Raw genomic sequence first — 17,625 nt, forward strand, 5'->3', positions numbered from 1 at the left:
AAGGACGTACCTGCGCGATGACCCGCGTGATCGCCGGAACCGCCGGCGGACGCCGCCTCGCCGTGCCACCGGGCACCGGCACACGGCCCACGTCCGACCGGGCGCGCGAGGGCCTCTTCTCCACCTGGCAGGCCCTGCTCGGCGGCAGCCTCACCGGCACCCGCGTCGCCGACCTGTACGCGGGCTCCGGCGCCGTCGCCCTGGAGGCACTCTCGCGCGGCGCCGCCCACGCGCTGCTCGTCGAGGCCGACGCCCGGGCCGCCCGCACGATCCGCGACAACATCCGCGCGATCGGCCTGCCGGGAGCCGAGGCACGTACCGGAAAAGCGGAGCAAATCATCGCGGGGCCGCCCCCAAGCGCCCCCTACGACCTGGTCTTTCTCGACCCTCCGTACGCCGTCTCCGACGACGATCTTCGCGAGATTCTGCTCACACTCCGTACGCGGGGCTGGCTCGCGGACGAAGCGCTCGTCACCGTGGAACGCAGCACCAGAGGCGGCGAATTCCGGTGGCCGGACGGCTTCGAGGGGCTGAGGTCCCGTCGCTACGGCGAAGGCACGTTTTGGTACGGTCGCGCCGCCTTGAACACCACCCTCACGTGCGACGACGCACGATGACCGGACCGGAGAGCGAGGGACTTCCCGTGCGCCGCGCAGTCTGTCCGGGGTCGTTCGACCCCATCACCAACGGCCACCTCGACATCATCGCCCGAGCCTCCAAGCTCTACGACGTCGTGCACGTCGCGGTGATGATCAACCAGTCCAAGAAGGGGCTGTTCGAGGTCGAGGAGCGGATCGAACTGATCCGCGAGGTCACGGCCGAGTTCGGCAACGTGGAGGTGGAGGCCTTCCACGGCCTCCTCGTCGACTTCTGCAAGCAGCGCGACATTCCGGCCATCGTGAAGGGCCTGCGCGCCGTCAGCGACTTCGACTACGAACTGCAGATGGCCCAGATGAACAACGGCCTGTCCGGCGTGGAGACGCTCTTCGTCCCCACCAACCCGACGTACAGCTTCCTGTCGTCCTCCCTGGTCAAGGAGGTCGCGGCCTGGGGCGGCGACGTCTCGCACCTGGTCCCGCCGCTGGTCCACGAGGCATTGACCGAGCGTCTTCCCAAGAAGTGACACGCACGCGCCAGTTGGGCTTACAGTCGCCTTGTCCGTCTCCAACAACCCTCTGACGAGAACGAGAGAGTGGCGAGCACACGGTGGACGTGCAGAAGAAGCTCGACGACATCGTCGGCACGGTCGGCGGCGCGCGCTCGATGCCCATGTCGGCCTCGTGCGTGATCAACCGCGCCGACCTGCTCGCGATGCTCGAGGAGGTGCGCCAGGCGCTGCCCGGCTCCCTCGCCCAGGCCCAGGAGCTCATCGGCGGCCGCGAGCAGATGGTCGAGCAGGCCCACGCCGAGGCCGAGCGGATCATCGGTGAGGCGCGGGCCGAGCGCGGCACCCTGATCGCCGACACGGAGATCGCCCGCCGCGCGCAGGCCGAGGCCGACCGGATCCTCGCCGAGGCCCGCCAGGAGGCCGAGGAGGTCAAGGCGGAGGCCGACGACTACGTCGACTCCAAGCTGGCCAACTTCGAGGTCGTCCTCAACAAGACGCTCGGCTCGGTCGGCCGCGGCCGCGAGAAGCTGCTAGGCACCGGCCCCGGCCTCGACGAGGCGGGTTACGAGGACGAGGACGCCCCCGAGCGCAGCCACGACCCGGAGACGCTGCGGCGGGACGCCGACAGTTACGTGGACACCAAGCTCGGCGCCTTCGAGGCGGTGCTCGCCAAGACCCTGGAGGCCGTCGGCAAGGGCCGCCAGAAGCTGCACGGCCGCATCGCCAGCGACGACCTCGGCGCGCTGACCCTGGACGGGGAGGGGCAGGCGCACACCAGCGACGCCGACTACCTCGCGGGCCTCGCGGAGATCGGCACCCAGGACCAGCAGGCCGCCGCACAGGCCCCGCAGATGCCCCAGATCCCGGCCCAGGCCCCGGAGCCCGCGCCCGCGTACGCGCAGCAGCAGGGCCAGGATCCGTACGCCGCCTACCAGCAGCAGCAGCCCTACGGCCAGCAGGACGCGTACGGCACCTACCAGGCGGACCCGTACGCCGCCTACCAGCAGCAGCCGGATCCGTACGCGTACCAGCAGCACCAGCAGCAGGACCCGTACGCGTACCAGCAGCAGCACCAGCACCAGCAGTCGCAGCAGGGACAGCAGCAGGCTCAGGACAGCGCGCTCGACGAGACGAGTCTCTTCGACACGAGCATGATCAGCCTGGAACAGATGCGGCAGTACGAGCAGGGGCGCTGAGGCGGGTCCGGGGGCAGATTGGGCCATGAGCGAAAGGTCCAGTACCCTGGTTCTTCGGTCGCGCGTACACGTGCGTTCCGAGCTGCCCGGAAAATCGCGGCGGCAACCCCCCATGAGCTTCGAAGAACGAAAGCAGGACCAGCCCTGAGCACGCATCTCGACCACCGCAACCCGTTCGTGTTCGATACGCACGAGCTGGGGCGGCGTCCCGGTGCCATGCAGCGGCTGTCCCGCACGATCGACGCCCCCAAGGAGTTCGGTCTCCTGGGGGTCATCGAGGTGCCGGAAGGCGCCCCGGTGGAGCTCGAGCTCCGACTGGAGTCGGTCATGGAAGGGGTGCTTGTCACAGGCACCGCCCGTGCATCGGCGAAGGGGGAGTGCGTAAGGTGTCTGGAGCCCGTCGTCCAAGAGGTCGACGCGGACTTCCAGGAGATGTTCTCGTACCCTGACGCCGACGACCGGGGCCGTCCCAAGGACGACGCTGGCGACGACGCCGAGGACGACGAGGACAGGCTCTTTCTCGAGGACGGCCTGTTCGACCTCGAGCCGGTGCTGCGTGATGCGGTGGTGCTCGCACTGCCGATGCAGCCGGTGTGCCAGGAAGACTGCGAGGGTCTGTGCTCCGAATGCGGAGTGCGACTCTCGGACGAGCCGGGCCACCACCACGACGCCGTCGACATCCGTTGGGCGGCTTTGCAGGGACTCGCTGAATCCATCCAGGACGGCGAGAAGGACGAGATGAGCGGCGCCGAAGCGGAAGCGGGCGTCGACGAGAAGCAGGAGAAGTAGCCGTGGCTGTTCCGAAGCGGAAGATGTCGCGCAGCAACACGCGCCACCGCCGGTCGCAGTGGAAGGCTGCGGTCCCCACCCTGGTTTCGTGTGAGCGTTGCCAGGAGCCCAAGCAGCAGCACATCGCGTGCCCCGCTTGCGGCACCTACAACAAGCGCCAGGTCCTCGAGGTCTGAGCGGCTGGTGAGAGGCACAGTGTCGAGCCCCAAGAAGGCGGATGACGCCAAGAAAAAGGTGGACACCACAGCCTCGTCCCACACGCTTCTGGAAGGGCGGCTCGGGTACAAGCTCGAGTCCGCCCTTCTGGTGCGTGCGCTGACACACCGTTCGTACGCGTACGAGAACGGCGGCCTGCCGACGAACGAGCGCCTGGAGTTCCTGGGCGACTCGGTGCTCGGCCTCGTGGTCACCGACACTCTCTACCGCACCCACCCCGACCTGCCGGAAGGCCAATTGGCCAAGCTGCGGGCCGCGGTGGTCAACTCGCGTGCACTTGCGGAGGTCAGCCGCGGGCTCGACCTGGGCTCCTTCATCCGGCTCGGCCGGGGCGAAGAGGGCACGGGCGGCCGGGACAAGGCGTCGATTCTCGCCGACACCCTTGAAGCGGTGATCGGTGCGGTGTACCTGGACCAGGGTCTGGACGCGGCGGGCGAACTCGTCCACCGGCTGTTCGACCCGCTCATCGAGAAGTCCTCGAATCTCGGTGCCGGCCTGGACTGGAAGACCAGTCTCCAGGAGCTGACGGCGACGGAGGGACTCGGCGTGCCCGAGTACCTGGTCTCCGAGACCGGCCCGGATCACGAGAAGACCTTCACTGCTGCCGCCCGCGTCGGAGGCGTCTCGTACGGCACCGGCACCGGCCGCAGCAAGAAGGAAGCGGAGCAGCAGGCCGCTGAGTCCGCGTGGCGTGCGATTCGCGCTGCCGCGGACGAGCGGGCCAAGGCCGCGGAGTCGGCCGACTCCTGACCGCCCCGTTTCCTACGCCCGCCCCACCGGTCCCCGGAGGGGCGGGCGCCGCATTTCGCCACCCGCTCCCTTCCGGAGGACCGTCGTGCCAGAGTTGCCCGAAGTTGAGGTTGTCCGGCGTGGGCTCGCGCGGTGGGTGGCGCGGCGGACCGTCGCCGAGGCCGAGGTGCTGCACCCGCGCGCCGTACGCCGGCACATCGCGGGCGGCGAGGACTTCGCGCACCGCCTCAAGGGCCGGACGATCGGCGAGCCCAGCCGCCGCGGAAAGTACCTGTGGCTGCCCCTGGCCGACACCCACACCGCCGTCCTCGCCCACCTCGGCATGAGCGGCCAGCTGCTGGTGCAGCCGCACGACGCCCCCGACGAGAAGCACCTGCGCATCCGCGTCCGGTTCGCCGACGACCTGGCCACGGAGCTGCGCTTCGTCGACCAGCGCACGTTCGGCGGCCTGTCGCTGCACGACGCCGACGACAGCGGACTGCCCGACGTCATCGCGCACATCGCCCGCGACCCTCTCGACCCCCTCTTCGACGACGCCGCGTTCCACACCGCGCTGCGCGCGAAGCGCACCACCATCAAGCGGGCCCTGCTCGACCAGTCGCTCATCAGCGGCGTCGGCAACATCTACGCGGACGAGGCGCTGTGGCGCTCGAAGCTGCACTACGAGCGCCCCACGGGTACGTTCACGCGCCCCCGCACGGCCGAACTCCTGGGCCACGTAAGGGATGTGATGAACGCGGCGCTGAGCGTCGGCGGGACGAGCTTCGACTCCCTGTACGTGAATGTGAACGGCGAGTCGGGCTACTTCGACCGGTCGCTCGACGCGTACGGGCGCGAGGGGCTGCCGTGCCGGCGCTGTTTCACACCGATGCGCCGGCGCCCGTGGATGAACCGGTCCAGCTACTACTGCCCGCGCTGCCAGCGACCGCCGCGGGCCACTGTCGCGTAAGGGCTCACGCGCAAGGGCTCACGCACGCGCAAGGACTCACCCGGCAGGGCTCAGTACCCGAAGTCCTGCGTCCACCACGGACCGCCCGAGCCGAAGTGCACGCCGACGCCCAGGGTCTTGAAGTCGCAGTTCAGGATGTTCGCCTTGTGGCCGGGGCTGTTCATCCAGGAGTCCATGACGGACTGGGCGTTGGCCTGGCCGCGGGCGATGTTCTCGCCGCCGAGGTCGGTGATGCCCGCCTTCTTCGCCCGGTCCCAGGGCGTCGCCCCGTCGGGGTCCGTGTGGTCGAAGAAGTCCCGTGCGGCCATGTCGTCGCTGAACGCCGTGGCGAGCGAGGCGAGGCCGCTGTCCGCCGTCACCGGGGAGCAACCCACCTTGGAGCGCTCCTTGTTGACGAGGGAGAGGACCCGGGCCGCGGCCACCTTCTCCGCCGTGGCCGACGAGCTGCCGCCGTTGCCGGCGGAGGGCGACTTCGTCCTCGCCGGGGCCGAGGGGGCGGAGGTCGACGGGCTCGCGCTCTTCGTCTTCGTACCGCCTGCCGAGGACTGGGACGTCCGGGGCTGCTTCGAGGGCTCCGTGGACCGTGGCGCGGAGGCCGAGGCGGAGCGTGACGGCGAGGCGGACGGCGTGGCCCGGTCGGTGTCGCGGCTCGCCGCGGACGGTGCCCGGTCGACGGGGCCGCCCGTGCTGCCCTGGGCCGTGACGTCGGGGGAGTCGGCCGCCTCGATGTCGCTGCCGTTGCCGCCGCCGAGCTTCGAACCGCCGAGGCCGGGGATCAGGCCCGAGGTCACGGCGACCGCGCCCAGCGCGACCGCGGCCGAGGCACCGAGCAGACCGGTGCGCAGCGGGACCCCGTCGCGCTTCTTGCGGTGCTGAGTGGTGCCGGGCTGCCCGGACGACTCGGAGGGCTGCGGGTACTCCGCGTAGCCCTGCGCGAAGTCGCTCGCGTGCGGGCGGCCGGCGGCGGAGCGTCGGTGGCGTCCCATGTCCTGGCCTTCCTGGTCCTCGGGGTCGTCACTGTGGCGCGTGCTTCTCACTCGTACGAGTGAGGTTCGACGGTCGGCGACGCTACCCCAACTCCCTTGGTGGAGAAGTGCTCCGAGTGCTTTTGGCCGGTTAGCGTGCACACATGAACGAAGAAGTACGACTCACCGCCTGGGTGAGAGGACGTGTTCAACGTGTGGGTTTCCGGTGGTTCACCCGTGCCCGTGCGCTGGAGATCGGCGGCCTGTGTGGCTTTGCTCTCAATCTCGACGACGGGCGTGTCCAGGTCGTCGCCGAGGGCCCGCGCGACGCGTGTCAGCAACTGCTCGACTGGCTGCACGGCAGCGACACGCCCGGCCGGGTCGACGGAGTGACTGAGATCTGGGACACGCCGCGCGGCGGCTACGACGGCTTTGCCATCCGCTGAACCGTCACCGCGGGCGGATGGGGGCGAGGGGGCGCGGGGGGTGCCACGGGCGCCTGCGCTCGACAGAAACGCGCTGGTGGTTGCCAAGAACGGGGACTCGTGGCAGGCTCCGCGGGAACGAATGATCTCCACGCCCCCGGGTACCGACGGCGAGGCCGCACCGCAGGTTCTGCGGCGCGCGGCCCCAGGTTTGCCCGCCAATACGGGGCGTGATCGTGTTGACCGTCAAACTTTTTGGTGAGACTCTGGAAGTCCCCGCGCACCTTAGCTGTTTGGCATGTGAGAACGGCAGCAATACAAGAAGTGCCAAGCACCGCGGGTGCGATTCCCTCACGACCCACACCGCTTCGGTCGGTCACTCATTGTGGAGGACCATCCATCATGGCAAAGGCGCTTCTCGGTTACGTCGGCGGCAGCGACCCGCGACTCCTCGCCGAGATGCGACGGCTCCAGCAGCGCGTTCAGGATCTGGAATCCGAGCTTGGTCGGATCCAGGCGGAGAACGACGCGCTCGCGGCTGCCGCTTCTCACGACGCTCACTTCGAGGTCGACGTACCCCAGGCGGAGCCTGCGCTCACCTGACCACCCCTAGCGACGCAGGTGGTCGGGCCCGCCCGTAACCAGCAGCTCGACAGTGACATCCAAGGGACGCTTCGGCGTCCCTTACTTCTGCGGACCGTGACTCCGGGCGCCCCCGCGCACCGGTTTCCCTGACGTCGTCTCCCGGCGTTGACTCCTGACGTTCTTTACGTCTGATGTGCCCTGCATGTTCACGGGTGAAACCGTGGGTTCATGGAGTGAGACAGGGGTGCCGGGTAGAGTCCGACGGCGTGCACCTCAAGGCCCTGACCCTGCGAGGGTTCAAATCGTTCGCCTCGGCCACCACATTGCGGTTCGAGCCGGGCATCACCTGTGTCGTGGGCCCCAACGGTTCGGGCAAGTCCAATGTCGTGGACGCCCTGAGCTGGGTCATGGGTGAGCAGGGCGCCAAATCCCTGCGCGGCGGCAAGATGGAGGACGTCATCTTCGCCGGCACCACCGGGCGGCCCCCGCTCGGCCGCGCCGAGGTCTCGCTCACCATCGACAACTCCGACGGCGCCCTGCCCATCGAGTACGCCGAGGTCACCATCACGCGGATCATGTTCCGCAACGGCGGCAGCGAGTACCAGCTCAACGGCGACACGTGTCGACTTCTCGACATCCAGGAGCTGTTGTCGGACTCCGGCATCGGCCGTGAGATGCACGTGATCGTCGGCCAGGGACAGCTCGACGGCGTGCTGCACGCCGACCCCATGGGACGCAGGGCCTTCATCGAGGAGGCCGCCGGCGTCCTCAAGCACCGCAAGCGCAAGGAGAAGGCGCTGCGGAAGCTGGACGCGATGCAGGCCAATCTCTCGCGCGTACAGGACCTCACCGAAGAGCTGCGGCGGCAGCTGAAGCCGCTGGGCAGGCAGGCCGCTGTCGCGCGGCGGGCCGCCGTCATCCAGGCCGATCTGCGCGACGCGCGGCTGCGGCTGCTCGCCGACGACCTCGTGCGGCTGCGTACGGCGCTCAGTACCGAGGTCGCCGACGAGGCGGAGCTGAAGCGGCGCAAGGGCGCGGCCGAGGACGAGCTGAAGAAGGCGCTGCTGCGCGAGGGGCATCTGGAGGACGAGGTCCGGCAGTTGACGCCCCGGCTGCAGCGGGCCCAGCAGACCTGGTACGAGCTGTCGCAGCTGGCCGAGCGGGTGCGCGGCACGGTGTCGCTGGCCGACGCGCGGATCAAGAGCGCCACCTCGGCGCCGACCGAGGAGCGGCGCGGGCGCGACCCCGAGGAGCTGGAGCGCGAGGCCGCGCGGGTGCGCGAGCAGGAGGCCGAGTTGGAGGCCGCCCTCGAAGCGGCGCAGGTCGCCCTCGACGAAACGGTCGCCCACCGCTCGGAGCTCGAGCGTGAGTTGGCGGTCGAGGAGCGCAGGCTCAAGGACGTCGCGCGGGCCATCGCCGACCGCAGGGAAGGTCTCGCCCGCCTTCAGGGGCAGGTCAACGCCGCCCGTTCGCGGGCCGCCTCCGCGCAGTCCGAGATCGACCGGCTCGCCGCCTCCCGCGACGAGGCGCAGCAGCGGGCGGTCACCGCGCAGGAGGAGTACGAGCAGCTGAAGGCCGAGGTCGACGGGCTCGACGCCGGTGACGAGGAGCTGTCCGCGCGGCACGAGGAGGCCAAGTCCGCGCTCGCCGAGGCGGAGGCCGCCCTGAGCAGCGCGCGGGAGGCCGCCACGTCCGGGGAGCGCAAGCGTGCGGCGCTCGCGGCCCGGCACGAGGCGCTCGCGCTCGGACTGCGGCGCAAGGACGGCACCGGCGCGCTGCTCGGCGCGCAGGAACGTCTTGCCGGGCTGCTCGGCCCCGCCGCCGAGCTGCTGTCGGTGGCGCCGGGGTACGAGGTGCCGGTGGCGGCCGCGTTCGGCGCGGCGGCCGACGCGATCGCGGTGAGCACGCCCACCGCCGCCGCCGAAGCGATTCGCCTGCTGCGCAAGCAGGACGCGGGGCGGGCGGCGCTGCTGCTCGCGGGCGACGCGAGCGACGCGGACGGCTCCGCCTCCGGGCCGCAGCAGCCGGGCGGACCCCCGTACGCCGCCGAACTCGTCCGCGGACCCGCCGAGCTGATGCCCGCCGTGCGGCGGCTGCTGCGCGGCATCGTGGTCGTGGGGACGCTGGAGGACGCGGAGGACCTGGTGTACGCGCGGCCCGAGGTGACCGCGGTGACCGCCGAGGGGGATCTGCTCGGGGCGCACTTCGCGCACGGCGGGTCGGCAGGGGCGCCCAGCCTCCTGGAGGTGCAGGCGTCCGTCGACGAGGCCGCCGCCGAGCTGGAGGAGCTGGCGGCCCAGTGCGAGCAGTGGGCCGAGGCGCAGCACACCGCGGCCGAGCGGCGCACGGAGGCCGCCGCGCTCGTCGAGGAGCTGGCCCAGCAGCAGCGGGTGATAGAGCGGGAGCGTTCGGGGCGGGCGCAGCAGCTCGGCCGGCTCGCCGGGCAGGCGCGCGGCGCCGCGGGCGAGGCCGAGCGCAGCGCCGCCGCCGCGGCCAAGGCGCAGGACGCCCTGGAGAAGGCCGTACAGGATGCCGAGGAGCTGGCCGAGCGCCTTGCGGTCGCCGAGGAGATGCCCGCCGACGAGGAACCGGACACGTCCGTGCGCGACCGCCTGTCCGCCGACGGGGCCAACGCGCGGCAGACGGAGATGGAGGCGCGCCTCCAGGTACGTACGCACGAGGAGCGGGTGAAGGGGCTCGCCGGGCGGGCCGACTCGCTGGACCGGGCGGCCCGCGCCGAGCGCGACGCACGCGCGCGTGCCGAGCGCCAGCGCGCCCGCCGCCAGTACGAGGCCGCCGTCGCCGAGGCCGTCGCCTCCGGTGCCCGCCAGTTGCTCGCCCACGTCGAGGTCTCCATCACCAGGGCCGACGAGGAGCGGACGCTGGCCGAACGGGCGAAGGCGGCCCGCGAGCAGGAGCTCGGCGCCGAGCGGGCGCGCGGCCGCGAGCTGAAGGAAGAACTCGACAAGCTGACGGATTCGGTCCACAAGGGCGAGGTACTCGGCGCCGAGAAGCGGCTGCGGATCGAGCAGCTGGAGACCAAGGCGCTGGAGGAACTCGGTGTCGAACCGGCAGGGCTCGTCGCGGACTACGGTCCCGACCAGCTGGTGCCGCCCTCGCTCCCCGCCGAGGGCGAGGAGCTGCCCGAGGACCCAGAGCATCCGCGCAACAAGCCGCGCCCGTTCGTCCGTTCGGAGCAGGAGAAGCGGCTCAAGTCCGCGGAGCGCGCGTACCAGCAGCTCGGGAAGGTCAACCCGCTGGCTCTGGAGGAGTTCGCGGCGCTGGAGGAGCGCCACAAGTTCCTCAGCGAGCAGCTGGAGGACCTGCGCAAGACCCGCGCCGATCTGCTTCAAGTGGTGAAGGAGGTCGACGAGCGCGTCGAGCAGGTCTTCACCGAGGCCTACCGGGACACGGCGCGCGAGTTCGAGGGCGTGTTCAGCCGGCTGTTCCCGGGCGGCGAGGGGCGGCTGATCCTGACCGACCCGGAGAACATGCTCACCACTGGTGTGGACGTCGAGGCCCGCCCGCCGGGCAAGAAGGTCAAGCGGCTCAGCCTGCTCTCGGGCGGCGAGCGCTCGCTGACCGCGGTGGCGCTCCTCGTCTCCATCTTCAAGGCGCGGCCCAGCCCGTTCTACGTGATGGACGAGGTCGAGGCCGCCCTCGACGACACCAACCTGCAGCGGCTCATCCGCATCATGCAGGAGCTGCAGGAGGCCTCGCAGCTCATCGTGATCACGCACCAGAAGCGCACGATGGAGGTCGCCGACGCGCTGTACGGCGTCTCCATGCAGGGCGACGGGGTGTCGAAGGTGATCAGCCAGCGGCTGAGCTAGGCCGGTCGGGCGCAACCCTCTACCAGTGTTCAACTCTTGAACACTTTGCGACACGCCATGCCCTCAAATTCACAGCACCCGAAGTATTGACTTCAAAACATGAAGGCATAGTCTCTGCAACGTTGCTTTTACCTTCAGGTGGTGGGCGGCGTGAACCTGTGCGCCACTGGAATCGCATCTGAAGGGCTCGCCCCCACCCCCGGCAGCGAGGCCGGTGGCCCGAGGAGTACATGTGACCAGCAGTACGGCACCCAAGTCCGGAGCCCGGGAAGCCAGGCCCGAGCACCTGAGCCATGTCATCTTCATCGCGGCGGCGGCCGCGATGGGCGGTTTCCTCTTCGGCTACGACAGCTCCGTGATCAACGGCGCGGTCGAGGCCATCCGCGACCGGTACGACATCGGGTCCGCCGCGCTCGCCCAGGTCATCGCCATCGCCCTGATCGGCTGCGCCATCGGCGCCGCCACCGCAGGACGCATCGCGGACCGCATCGGCCGCATCCGCTGCATGCAGATCGCGGCGGTCCTCTTCACCGTCAGCGCCATCGGTTCGGCGCTGCCCTTCGCCATCTGGGACCTCGCCTTCTGGCGGATCATCGGTGGCTTCGCCATCGGTATGGCCTCCGTGATCGGCCCGGCCTACATCGCGGAGGTGGCCCCGCCCGCCTACCGCGGCCGGCTCGGCTCCTTCCAGCAGGGCGCCATCGTCATCGGCATCGCGATCTCGCAGCTCGTCAACTACGCGCTGCTGCAGGCCGCGGGCGGCGACCAGCGCGGCACGCTGATGGGCCTCGAGGTCTGGCAGGTCATGCTCGGCGTCATGGTCGTCCCGGCCGTCATCTACGGGCTGCTCTCCTTCGCGATCCCCGAGTCGCCGCGCTACCTGATCTCCGCAGGCAAGACCGACCGCGCCAAGCACGTCCTCGAAGAGGTCGAGGGCAAGGAGGTCGACCTCGACGCCCGTGTCGCCGAGATCGAGCACGCGATGCACAGCGAGCACAAGTCCTCCTTCAAGGACCTGCTCGGCGGCAGCTTCTTCTTCAAGCCGATCGTCTGGATCGGTATCGGCCTCTCGGTCTTCCAGCAGTTCGTCGGCATCAACGTCGCGTTCTACTACTCCTCGACGCTGTGGCAGTCGGTCGGTGTCGACCCGACGGACTCGTTCTTCTACTCGTTCACGACGTCGATCATCAACATCATCGGTACCGTCATCGCGATGATCTTCGTCGACCGCATCGGTCGTAAGCCGCTGGCCCTGATCGGTTCGGTCGGCATGGTGATCGGTCTGGCCCTGGAGGCCTGGGCGTTCAGCTACGACCTGGTGGACGGCAAGCTGCCGGCGACGCAGGGCTGGGTGGCCCTGGTCGCGGCGCACTTCTTCGTCCTCTTCTTCGCCCTGTCGTGGGGTGTGGTCGTCTGGGTCTTCCTCGGCGAGATGTTCCCGAACAACATCCGCGCCGCCGCGCTCGGTGTGGCCGCGTCGGCACAGTGGATCGCCAACTGGGCGATCACCGCGAGCTTCCCGTCGCTGTCCGACTGGAACCTCTCCGCGACCTACGTGATCTACACGATCTTCGCCGCGCTCTCCATCCCCTTCGTGCTCAAGTTCGTCAAGGAGACGAAGGGCAAGGCGCTGGAGGAGATGGGCTGACGCCCGGCCCTGTCCGCAGGGCCTCCCCGAGAACCCGGGGAGATGGATTCAAGTCCCCGCTGCCATCTCCCCGCTGTCGGCACTGCCCCGGCTCGACGACCTACGAAAGGTCCTTGAGCCGGGGCAGTACCTTTTCGCAGTACAGCTGCAGGCTGCGCCGGCCCTCGTCCAGGGGCATGCCGCCGGACAGCGGGTGCAGGATGTAGTTGTCGAGCCCCTGCGCCACGCACTCGTCGGGCGTGAGCACCCGGTAGACGCCCTCGGCGCGCAGCTCCTCGACCGTCTGTGCGCCCGACTTCACCGCGGACTTGATGTCCCCCGACTGCCAGGACGCGTACGTCCGCGCCTCGTGCAGGAAGTGCTTCCCGTGCTCGGCCCAGGTGCGGTCCGGGTCCTCGGACAGATGGATCAGCGGGGTCACCTTCCCCGGCATCATGGTCCAGCCCTCGGTCCCGTACTCCTGAAGCTGTTCGTTGTAGTACGCCTCCAGCTCCGGCAGGTGCGCGCTCGGGAAGAAGGGGAGGCCGAGCCGGGCCGCCCGGCGCGCGGCCGCGTGTGAGGAGCCGCCGACCAGGAGCAGCGGGTGCGGCTGGGTGAAGGGGCGCGGGGTGACCCGGGCCCGGCGCCCGCGGAACTCGAACTCCTCGCCGGTCCACGCCTTCAGCAGCGTTTCGAGCAGCTCGTCCTGGAGCTTTCCGCGCCGCTTCCACTCCACGTCGAACTGCGCGTACTCCTCGGGCCGGTAGCCGATCCCGGAGACCGTCACCAGGCGGCCGCCGCTGAGCAGGTCGAGCACGGCGATGTCCTCGGCGAGGCGCAGCGGGTCGTGCAGCGGGCCGATGATCGCGGAGACGGTGACCGCGATGCGCCGCGTGGCGCCGAGGACGGCTCCCGCGAAGGTGAAGGGTGAGGGCAGCCAGTTGTTGGCGACGCCGTGGTGCTCCTCGGTCTGCACGGTGTCGATGCCCTGGTCGTCGGCGTAGCGGGCCATCTCGACGGCCGCCTGGTAGCGGGCGGCGAGCGTTTCGGGTGTGCCGGCGGGGTCGACGAGGTTGAACCGTACGACGGACACGGGCATGGAAAAGTCCCCCTCCGCGAGGCGTGGAGCCGGTTACGTGGAGGGGGACGTTAGCTGACGGGGCGTCAGGAAGCCATGGCCTCGGCGGTCTCGGGCGCGTCCGGGGCCGTGGTCGTGTCGGCCGGCTTCGGCAGCGCCAGGTACAGCAGACCGGAGACGACGATCGTGACGACCCAGCCGAGGCCGTACTCGCCGACGAAGTTGTTCGAGGCGAGCGGTCCCGAGAACCAGGTCGACGACGTGAACAGCAGGCCGACGACCAGGCCGACCGCCCAGGCGACGCACGCGGCGGGGGAGAAGCCGCCCTTGTACCAGTAGGCGCTGGCGCGGCTGGTGTCGATCAGGGCCGCGCCGTCGTAGTGCTTGCGCTTGAACATGTCCGCGCCGAAGACACCCACCCAGGCGGAGAAGGCGACCGCGAGCAGCGAGAGGAAGGAGATGAACGAGCTCATGAAGCTCGTCGCGACCAGCATCAGGACGGCGCCGAAGATCAGCGAGATCAGCGCGTTGATGGAGACGGCCCAGTGGCGCGGCACCTTGAAGCCGAGCGTCTGCGCGGTGAAGCCGGCCGAGTACATCGACATGGCGTTGATCAGCAGCATGCCGACCAGCGCGATCAGCAGGTACGGCACCGCGATCCACATCGGCAGGATCTCGCCGAGGAAGGAGACCGGGTCCTGGGCGGAGGCCAGGTCCGGGGTGGAGACCGCCATCACGGCACCCATCAGGACCATCGGCAGGACGACGATGCCCGCGCCGCCGATCGAGTTCCCGACGATGCCCTTCGTGGAGGCGGTGCGCGGCAGGTAGCGGGTGAAGTCGGGGGAGGACGGGATCCAGCTGACGCCACCGGCGGCGATCATGCCGATGCCCGCGACCATCAGCGAGGTCTTCCCGGCGGGCTGCCCGAAGACGTCGGACCAGTCGGTGTTCACGATCAGGTAGATCAGCACCAGGACGGAGAACAGTCCGAAGAGGTACGTCGCGTACTTGTTGCACATCTGGACGACGTTGATGCCGAGGCCAGAGATCGCGAACGTGACGCACACGAACAGCAGCAGGGTGAGGATCACCAGGAAGTTGTTCTGCTTGATGCCGAACAGGATGTCCAGGACGGTCAGCACGGCGTACGCGCCGGTCACCGCGTTGATCGTCTCCCAGCCCCAGCGTGCGACCCAGATCAGCGAGCCCGGCAGCAGATTGCCGCGCTGGCCGAACACCGCGCGGGACAGCGCCATACCGGGCGCGCCACCACGCTTGCCCGCGATGCCGATCAGGCCCACGAGCCCGTACGACACGATCGGCGCCAGGACGGCGACGGCGATGGCCTGCCAGAAGTTGAGCTTGTACGTCACGACCAGGCTCGCGCCCATCGTGAGCAACAGCACACTGATGTTGGCGGCGACCCAGGTCGGGAAGAGCTCGCGGGTCTTGGCGGTGCGCTCGGCGTCCGGGACGGGCTCGATGCCGCGTGTCTCCAGCGCGCCTTCGGCTTCGGCGGTCTTGCTCATGCGGTGGGGTTCCGTGCCTCTCGCTCGGCTCGGCCGTGGGGGCGGCGGGGGAGCCGGTGGGGGTGGCGGGCCCGCAGGAGGGCCCAGGTGGCGGTTGCCGTGATTGCGTTGGACTCTACGCGCGTTGATGCGGCGACTGCCATCGTACTTTAGTCCGAGTCCGACCCGTCGGAGTCCTTTGTCCCTTGGAGGAAGGTACGAGCACGGCCGTGATCGGCCCCATGACTGATACTGGTCGGGTTATGGAAATCGTCATCCTTGCTGTAGTCATCGCCGTGGTCGTGATCGGCGCACTCGGCGGGCTCGTGATCGGCAGCCGTAAGAAGAAGCAGCTGCCCCCGCCCCCGCCGTCGGCACCCGACATCACCACCGCCCCGCCCACCGAGCCGCACGTCGGCGAAGAGGCCGAGACGCCGCGCGACGAAGCGCGGCGCACCATCGAAGAGGTAGACCTCCCGACCGCCGAGCCGGCCGTCGAGGAGGCGCCCGAGGCCCCGGCCGTCGAGGAGCCCGCCGCTCCCGAGGTCGAGGTACCGGAGCCGACCGCGGGCCGCCTCGTGCGGCTGCGCACCCGCCTTTCCCGGTCGCAGAACGCGCTGGGCAAGGGTCTGCTCACCCTCCTCTCCCGCGAACACCTCGACGAGGACACGTGGGAGGAGATCGAGGACACGCTGCTCACCGCCGACGTCGGTGTGCAGCCCACCCAGGAACTCGTCGAGAACCTGCGCGAGCGCGTCAAGGTGCTCGGCACCCGCACGCCGGACGAGCTGCGCGCGCTGCTCCGCGAGGAGCTCCTCAAGCTGGTCGTCCCCGAGTTCGACCGCACCGTGAAGACGGAGGGTCTCGCCACCGAGGGCACGACGCCCGGCATCGTGATGGTCGTCGGGGTCAACGGCACCGGCAAGACCACCACCACCGGCAAGCTCGCGCGCGTGCTCGTCGCCGACGGCAAGAACGTGGTGCTCGGCGCCGCGGACACCTTCCGTGCCGCCGCCGCGGACCAGCTGCAGACATGGGGCGAGCGGGTCGGCGCGCGCACCGTGCGCGGGCCCGAGGGCGGCGACCCCGCCTCCATCGCCTTCGACTCCGTGAAGGAGGGCATCGAGGAGGGCGCCGACGTCGTCCTCATCGACACCGCCGGGCGTCTGCACACCAAGACCGGTCTCATGGACGAGCTCGGCAAGGTCAAGCGGGTCGTGGAGAAGCACGCGCCGCTCGACGAGGTGCTGCTCGTGCTCGACGCGACGACCGGGCAGAACGGGCTGGTGCAGGCCCGCGTGTTCGCCGAGGTCGTCGACATCACGGGCATCGTGCTGACCAAGCTGGACGGTACGGCCAAGGGCGGCATCGTCGTGGCCGTGCAGCGTGAGCTGGGTGTGCCGGTGAAGCTCGTCGGTCTCGGCGAGGGGCCCGACGACCTGGCGCCGTTCGAGCCGGAGGCGTTCGTGGATGCGCTTATCGGCGACTAGCGGCTTCGCTTCGGGGGCGGGAGACCGCGGTCGTGGCGCTCGGTAGTGAGCGACGCGGCCGCGGTCTTTCTGTGTCCGGGTGTGCCTGTGTCCGGGTGTGCCTGCGTCCGGGGGTGCCGCCCTACGCGCAGGGCGAGCGGTGTGCCGCGTACGCCAGTGTCCCGAGGAGCAGACGCGCCTGCGGCGGCTGCGTCGCCGTGTCGAGGGACGGCGGGCGCAGCCAGGTCGTCGGGCCGAGGCCGCCGCGGTCCGACGGCGGGGCCGTGACGTACGAACCGGCACCGAGGGCGTGCAGGTCGAGGGCCGCGTCGTCCCAGCCCATGCGGTAGAGCAGCGTGGGGAGCTCGGCCGCGGCGCCCGGTGCCACGAAGAAGTGGGCACGGCCCTGCGGGGTGGCGACGACCGGGCCGAGCGGCACACCCATCCGCTCCAGGCGGATCAGCGCACGGCTGCCCGCGGGCTCCGGGACATCGAGCACATCGAACGCCCGGCCGACCGGAAGCAGCACCGCCGCGCCGGGGAACCGGCCCCAGGACTCGGTCACCTCGTCGAGCGTGGCACCTGCGGGCACCACCACCGACGGGTCGAGCGGGTGGGCTCCGGGGGCCGGGCAGTCGGCCTTCCCGCAGGAGCACGCGGAGCCGACGGCGCGGGCGCCGGGCACCACGTCCCAGCCCCAGAGGCCGGTGAACTCCGCCACCGTGGTGCAGTCCGAGGTGCGGCCGGTGGTACGGCCGCGACGACGTGAGCCGGTGCGCATCTCACGCATGCCGCCGATCGTGAAGCCCATGCCCCCTCCAACACATCCTGTGCGCCGGTGGTTACGCGGCGGAACGGAATCGTTACCCGACGTGCACGCTGCCCCGGTCGAGTTGGAGCCGACTCGCCTGTGAGGTGGTGCGCGCCGTCTCGCGCGCCCCCGTCCACCCTCGTCCGCCTACTTCCGGCTGTCCTGTGTCAAGTGAATCGCGTGCGGCCGTCGTTGGGTTCATTCGAAGGGGTGGCGAATGGTGGCGTTTCCGTGTTCGCCCTCGCCGGAGGGGTGATCGTAGGATTACTTTCAGTGCACGAGCTCTCGGGGTGACTGCACCCGTGGGTATGCC

16 protein-coding genes are annotated in these 17,625 nt (G+C 70.1%); 12 read left to right on the forward strand and 4 right to left on the reverse strand.

Annotated elements, in window-relative coordinates:
* Positions 1–17: 17 nt before the first annotated feature.
* The 7 genes from rsmD (at position 18) to mutM (ending at position 5,008) form a co-directional block, all read left to right on the forward strand.
* Entirely contained in the window at positions 18–617 is a 600-nt protein-coding gene (rsmD, locus tag ACY34M_RS35965; RefSeq protein WP_462722713.1) for a 16S rRNA (guanine(966)-N(2))-methyltransferase RsmD, read from the forward strand.
* A 26-nt stretch (positions 618–643) separates the two neighbouring features.
* Complete coding sequence (gene coaD, locus ACY34M_RS35970; protein WP_389282690.1) at positions 644–1,123, forward strand: pantetheine-phosphate adenylyltransferase; 480 nt, start codon at positions 644–646, stop codon at positions 1,121–1,123.
* Between the two features lie 83 nt (positions 1,124–1,206).
* Positions 1,207–2,304, forward strand: coding sequence for an ATP synthase F0 subunit B (locus tag ACY34M_RS35975; protein ID WP_462722712.1), 1,098 nt, complete (start codon positions 1,207–1,209; stop codon positions 2,302–2,304).
* A gap of 144 nt (positions 2,305–2,448) precedes the next feature.
* The gene (locus tag ACY34M_RS35980) at positions 2,449–3,093 is read left to right on the forward strand and encodes a YceD family protein (RefSeq protein WP_450810685.1); all 645 of its coding nucleotides are present in this window, start codon (positions 2,449–2,451) and stop codon (positions 3,091–3,093) included.
* Positions 3,094–3,095: 2 nt separating this feature from the next.
* Positions 3,096–3,269 carry a 50S ribosomal protein L32 gene (gene rpmF, locus ACY34M_RS35985; protein ID WP_381837144.1) on the forward strand — a complete coding sequence of 58 codons (174 nt, stop codon included), beginning with the start codon at positions 3,096–3,098 and terminating at the stop codon, positions 3,267–3,269.
* Positions 3,270–3,276: 7 nt separating this feature from the next.
* Complete coding sequence (rnc, locus tag ACY34M_RS35990) at positions 3,277–4,059, forward strand: ribonuclease III (RefSeq protein WP_462722711.1); 783 nt, start codon at positions 3,277–3,279, stop codon at positions 4,057–4,059.
* 85 nt (positions 4,060–4,144) lie between these two features.
* On the forward strand, positions 4,145–5,008 hold the full coding sequence (gene mutM, locus ACY34M_RS35995; protein ID WP_462722710.1) for a bifunctional DNA-formamidopyrimidine glycosylase/DNA-(apurinic or apyrimidinic site) lyase: 864 nt from the start codon (positions 4,145–4,147) through the stop codon (positions 5,006–5,008).
* A gap of 50 nt (positions 5,009–5,058) precedes the next feature.
* Here mutM and ACY34M_RS36000 read toward each other — a convergent pair whose 3' ends face one another.
* Positions 5,059–5,994, reverse strand: a complete 936-nt coding sequence (locus ACY34M_RS36000; protein ID WP_462722709.1) for a CAP domain-containing protein — start codon at positions 5,992–5,994, stop codon at positions 5,059–5,061.
* 143 nt (positions 5,995–6,137) lie between these two features.
* On the opposite strand from ACY34M_RS36000, the gene ACY34M_RS36005 reads away from it, so the two are divergent.
* From ACY34M_RS36005 to ACY34M_RS36020, 4 genes are all read left to right on the forward strand, one after another.
* Positions 6,138–6,419, forward strand: coding sequence for an acylphosphatase (locus ACY34M_RS36005; RefSeq protein ID WP_462722708.1), 282 nt, complete (start codon positions 6,138–6,140; stop codon positions 6,417–6,419).
* Positions 6,420–6,800: 381 nt separating this feature from the next.
* Positions 6,801–7,001, forward strand: a complete 201-nt coding sequence (locus ACY34M_RS36010) for a hypothetical protein (protein WP_356388941.1) — start codon at positions 6,801–6,803, stop codon at positions 6,999–7,001.
* Positions 7,002–7,249: 248 nt separating this feature from the next.
* On the forward strand, positions 7,250–10,816 hold the full coding sequence (gene smc / locus ACY34M_RS36015) for a chromosome segregation protein SMC (protein ID WP_462722707.1): 3,567 nt from the start codon (positions 7,250–7,252) through the stop codon (positions 10,814–10,816).
* Between the two features lie 232 nt (positions 10,817–11,048).
* Positions 11,049–12,464, forward strand: a complete 1,416-nt coding sequence (locus ACY34M_RS36020) for a sugar porter family MFS transporter (protein ID WP_462722706.1) — start codon at positions 11,049–11,051, stop codon at positions 12,462–12,464.
* Positions 12,465–12,564: 100 nt separating this feature from the next.
* On the opposite strand, the gene ACY34M_RS36025 is transcribed toward ACY34M_RS36020, so the two are convergent.
* A complete protein-coding gene (locus ACY34M_RS36025) occupies positions 12,565–13,542 on the reverse strand; it encodes an LLM class flavin-dependent oxidoreductase (protein ID WP_462722705.1) in 978 nt (325 codons plus the stop codon).
* A gap of 65 nt (positions 13,543–13,607) precedes the next feature.
* Positions 13,608–15,053 carry a cytosine permease gene (locus ACY34M_RS36030; RefSeq protein WP_462722704.1) on the reverse strand — a complete coding sequence of 482 codons (1,446 nt, stop codon included), beginning with the start codon at positions 15,051–15,053 and terminating at the stop codon, positions 13,608–13,610.
* Between the two features lie 221 nt (positions 15,054–15,274).
* On the opposite strand from ACY34M_RS36030, the gene ftsY reads away from it, so the two are divergent.
* The gene (gene ftsY / locus ACY34M_RS36035; protein ID WP_462722703.1) at positions 15,275–16,522 is read left to right on the forward strand and encodes a signal recognition particle-docking protein FtsY; all 1,248 of its coding nucleotides are present in this window, start codon (positions 15,275–15,277) and stop codon (positions 16,520–16,522) included.
* A gap of 121 nt (positions 16,523–16,643) precedes the next feature.
* Here ftsY and ACY34M_RS36040 read toward each other — a convergent pair whose 3' ends face one another.
* The gene (locus ACY34M_RS36040; RefSeq protein ID WP_462722702.1) at positions 16,644–17,312 is read right to left on the reverse strand and encodes a bifunctional DNA primase/polymerase; all 669 of its coding nucleotides are present in this window, start codon (positions 17,310–17,312) and stop codon (positions 16,644–16,646) included.
* Positions 17,313–17,625: the final 313 nt, after the last annotated feature.

Source organism: Streptomyces sp. EDA2-14 (assembly GCF_054963755.1).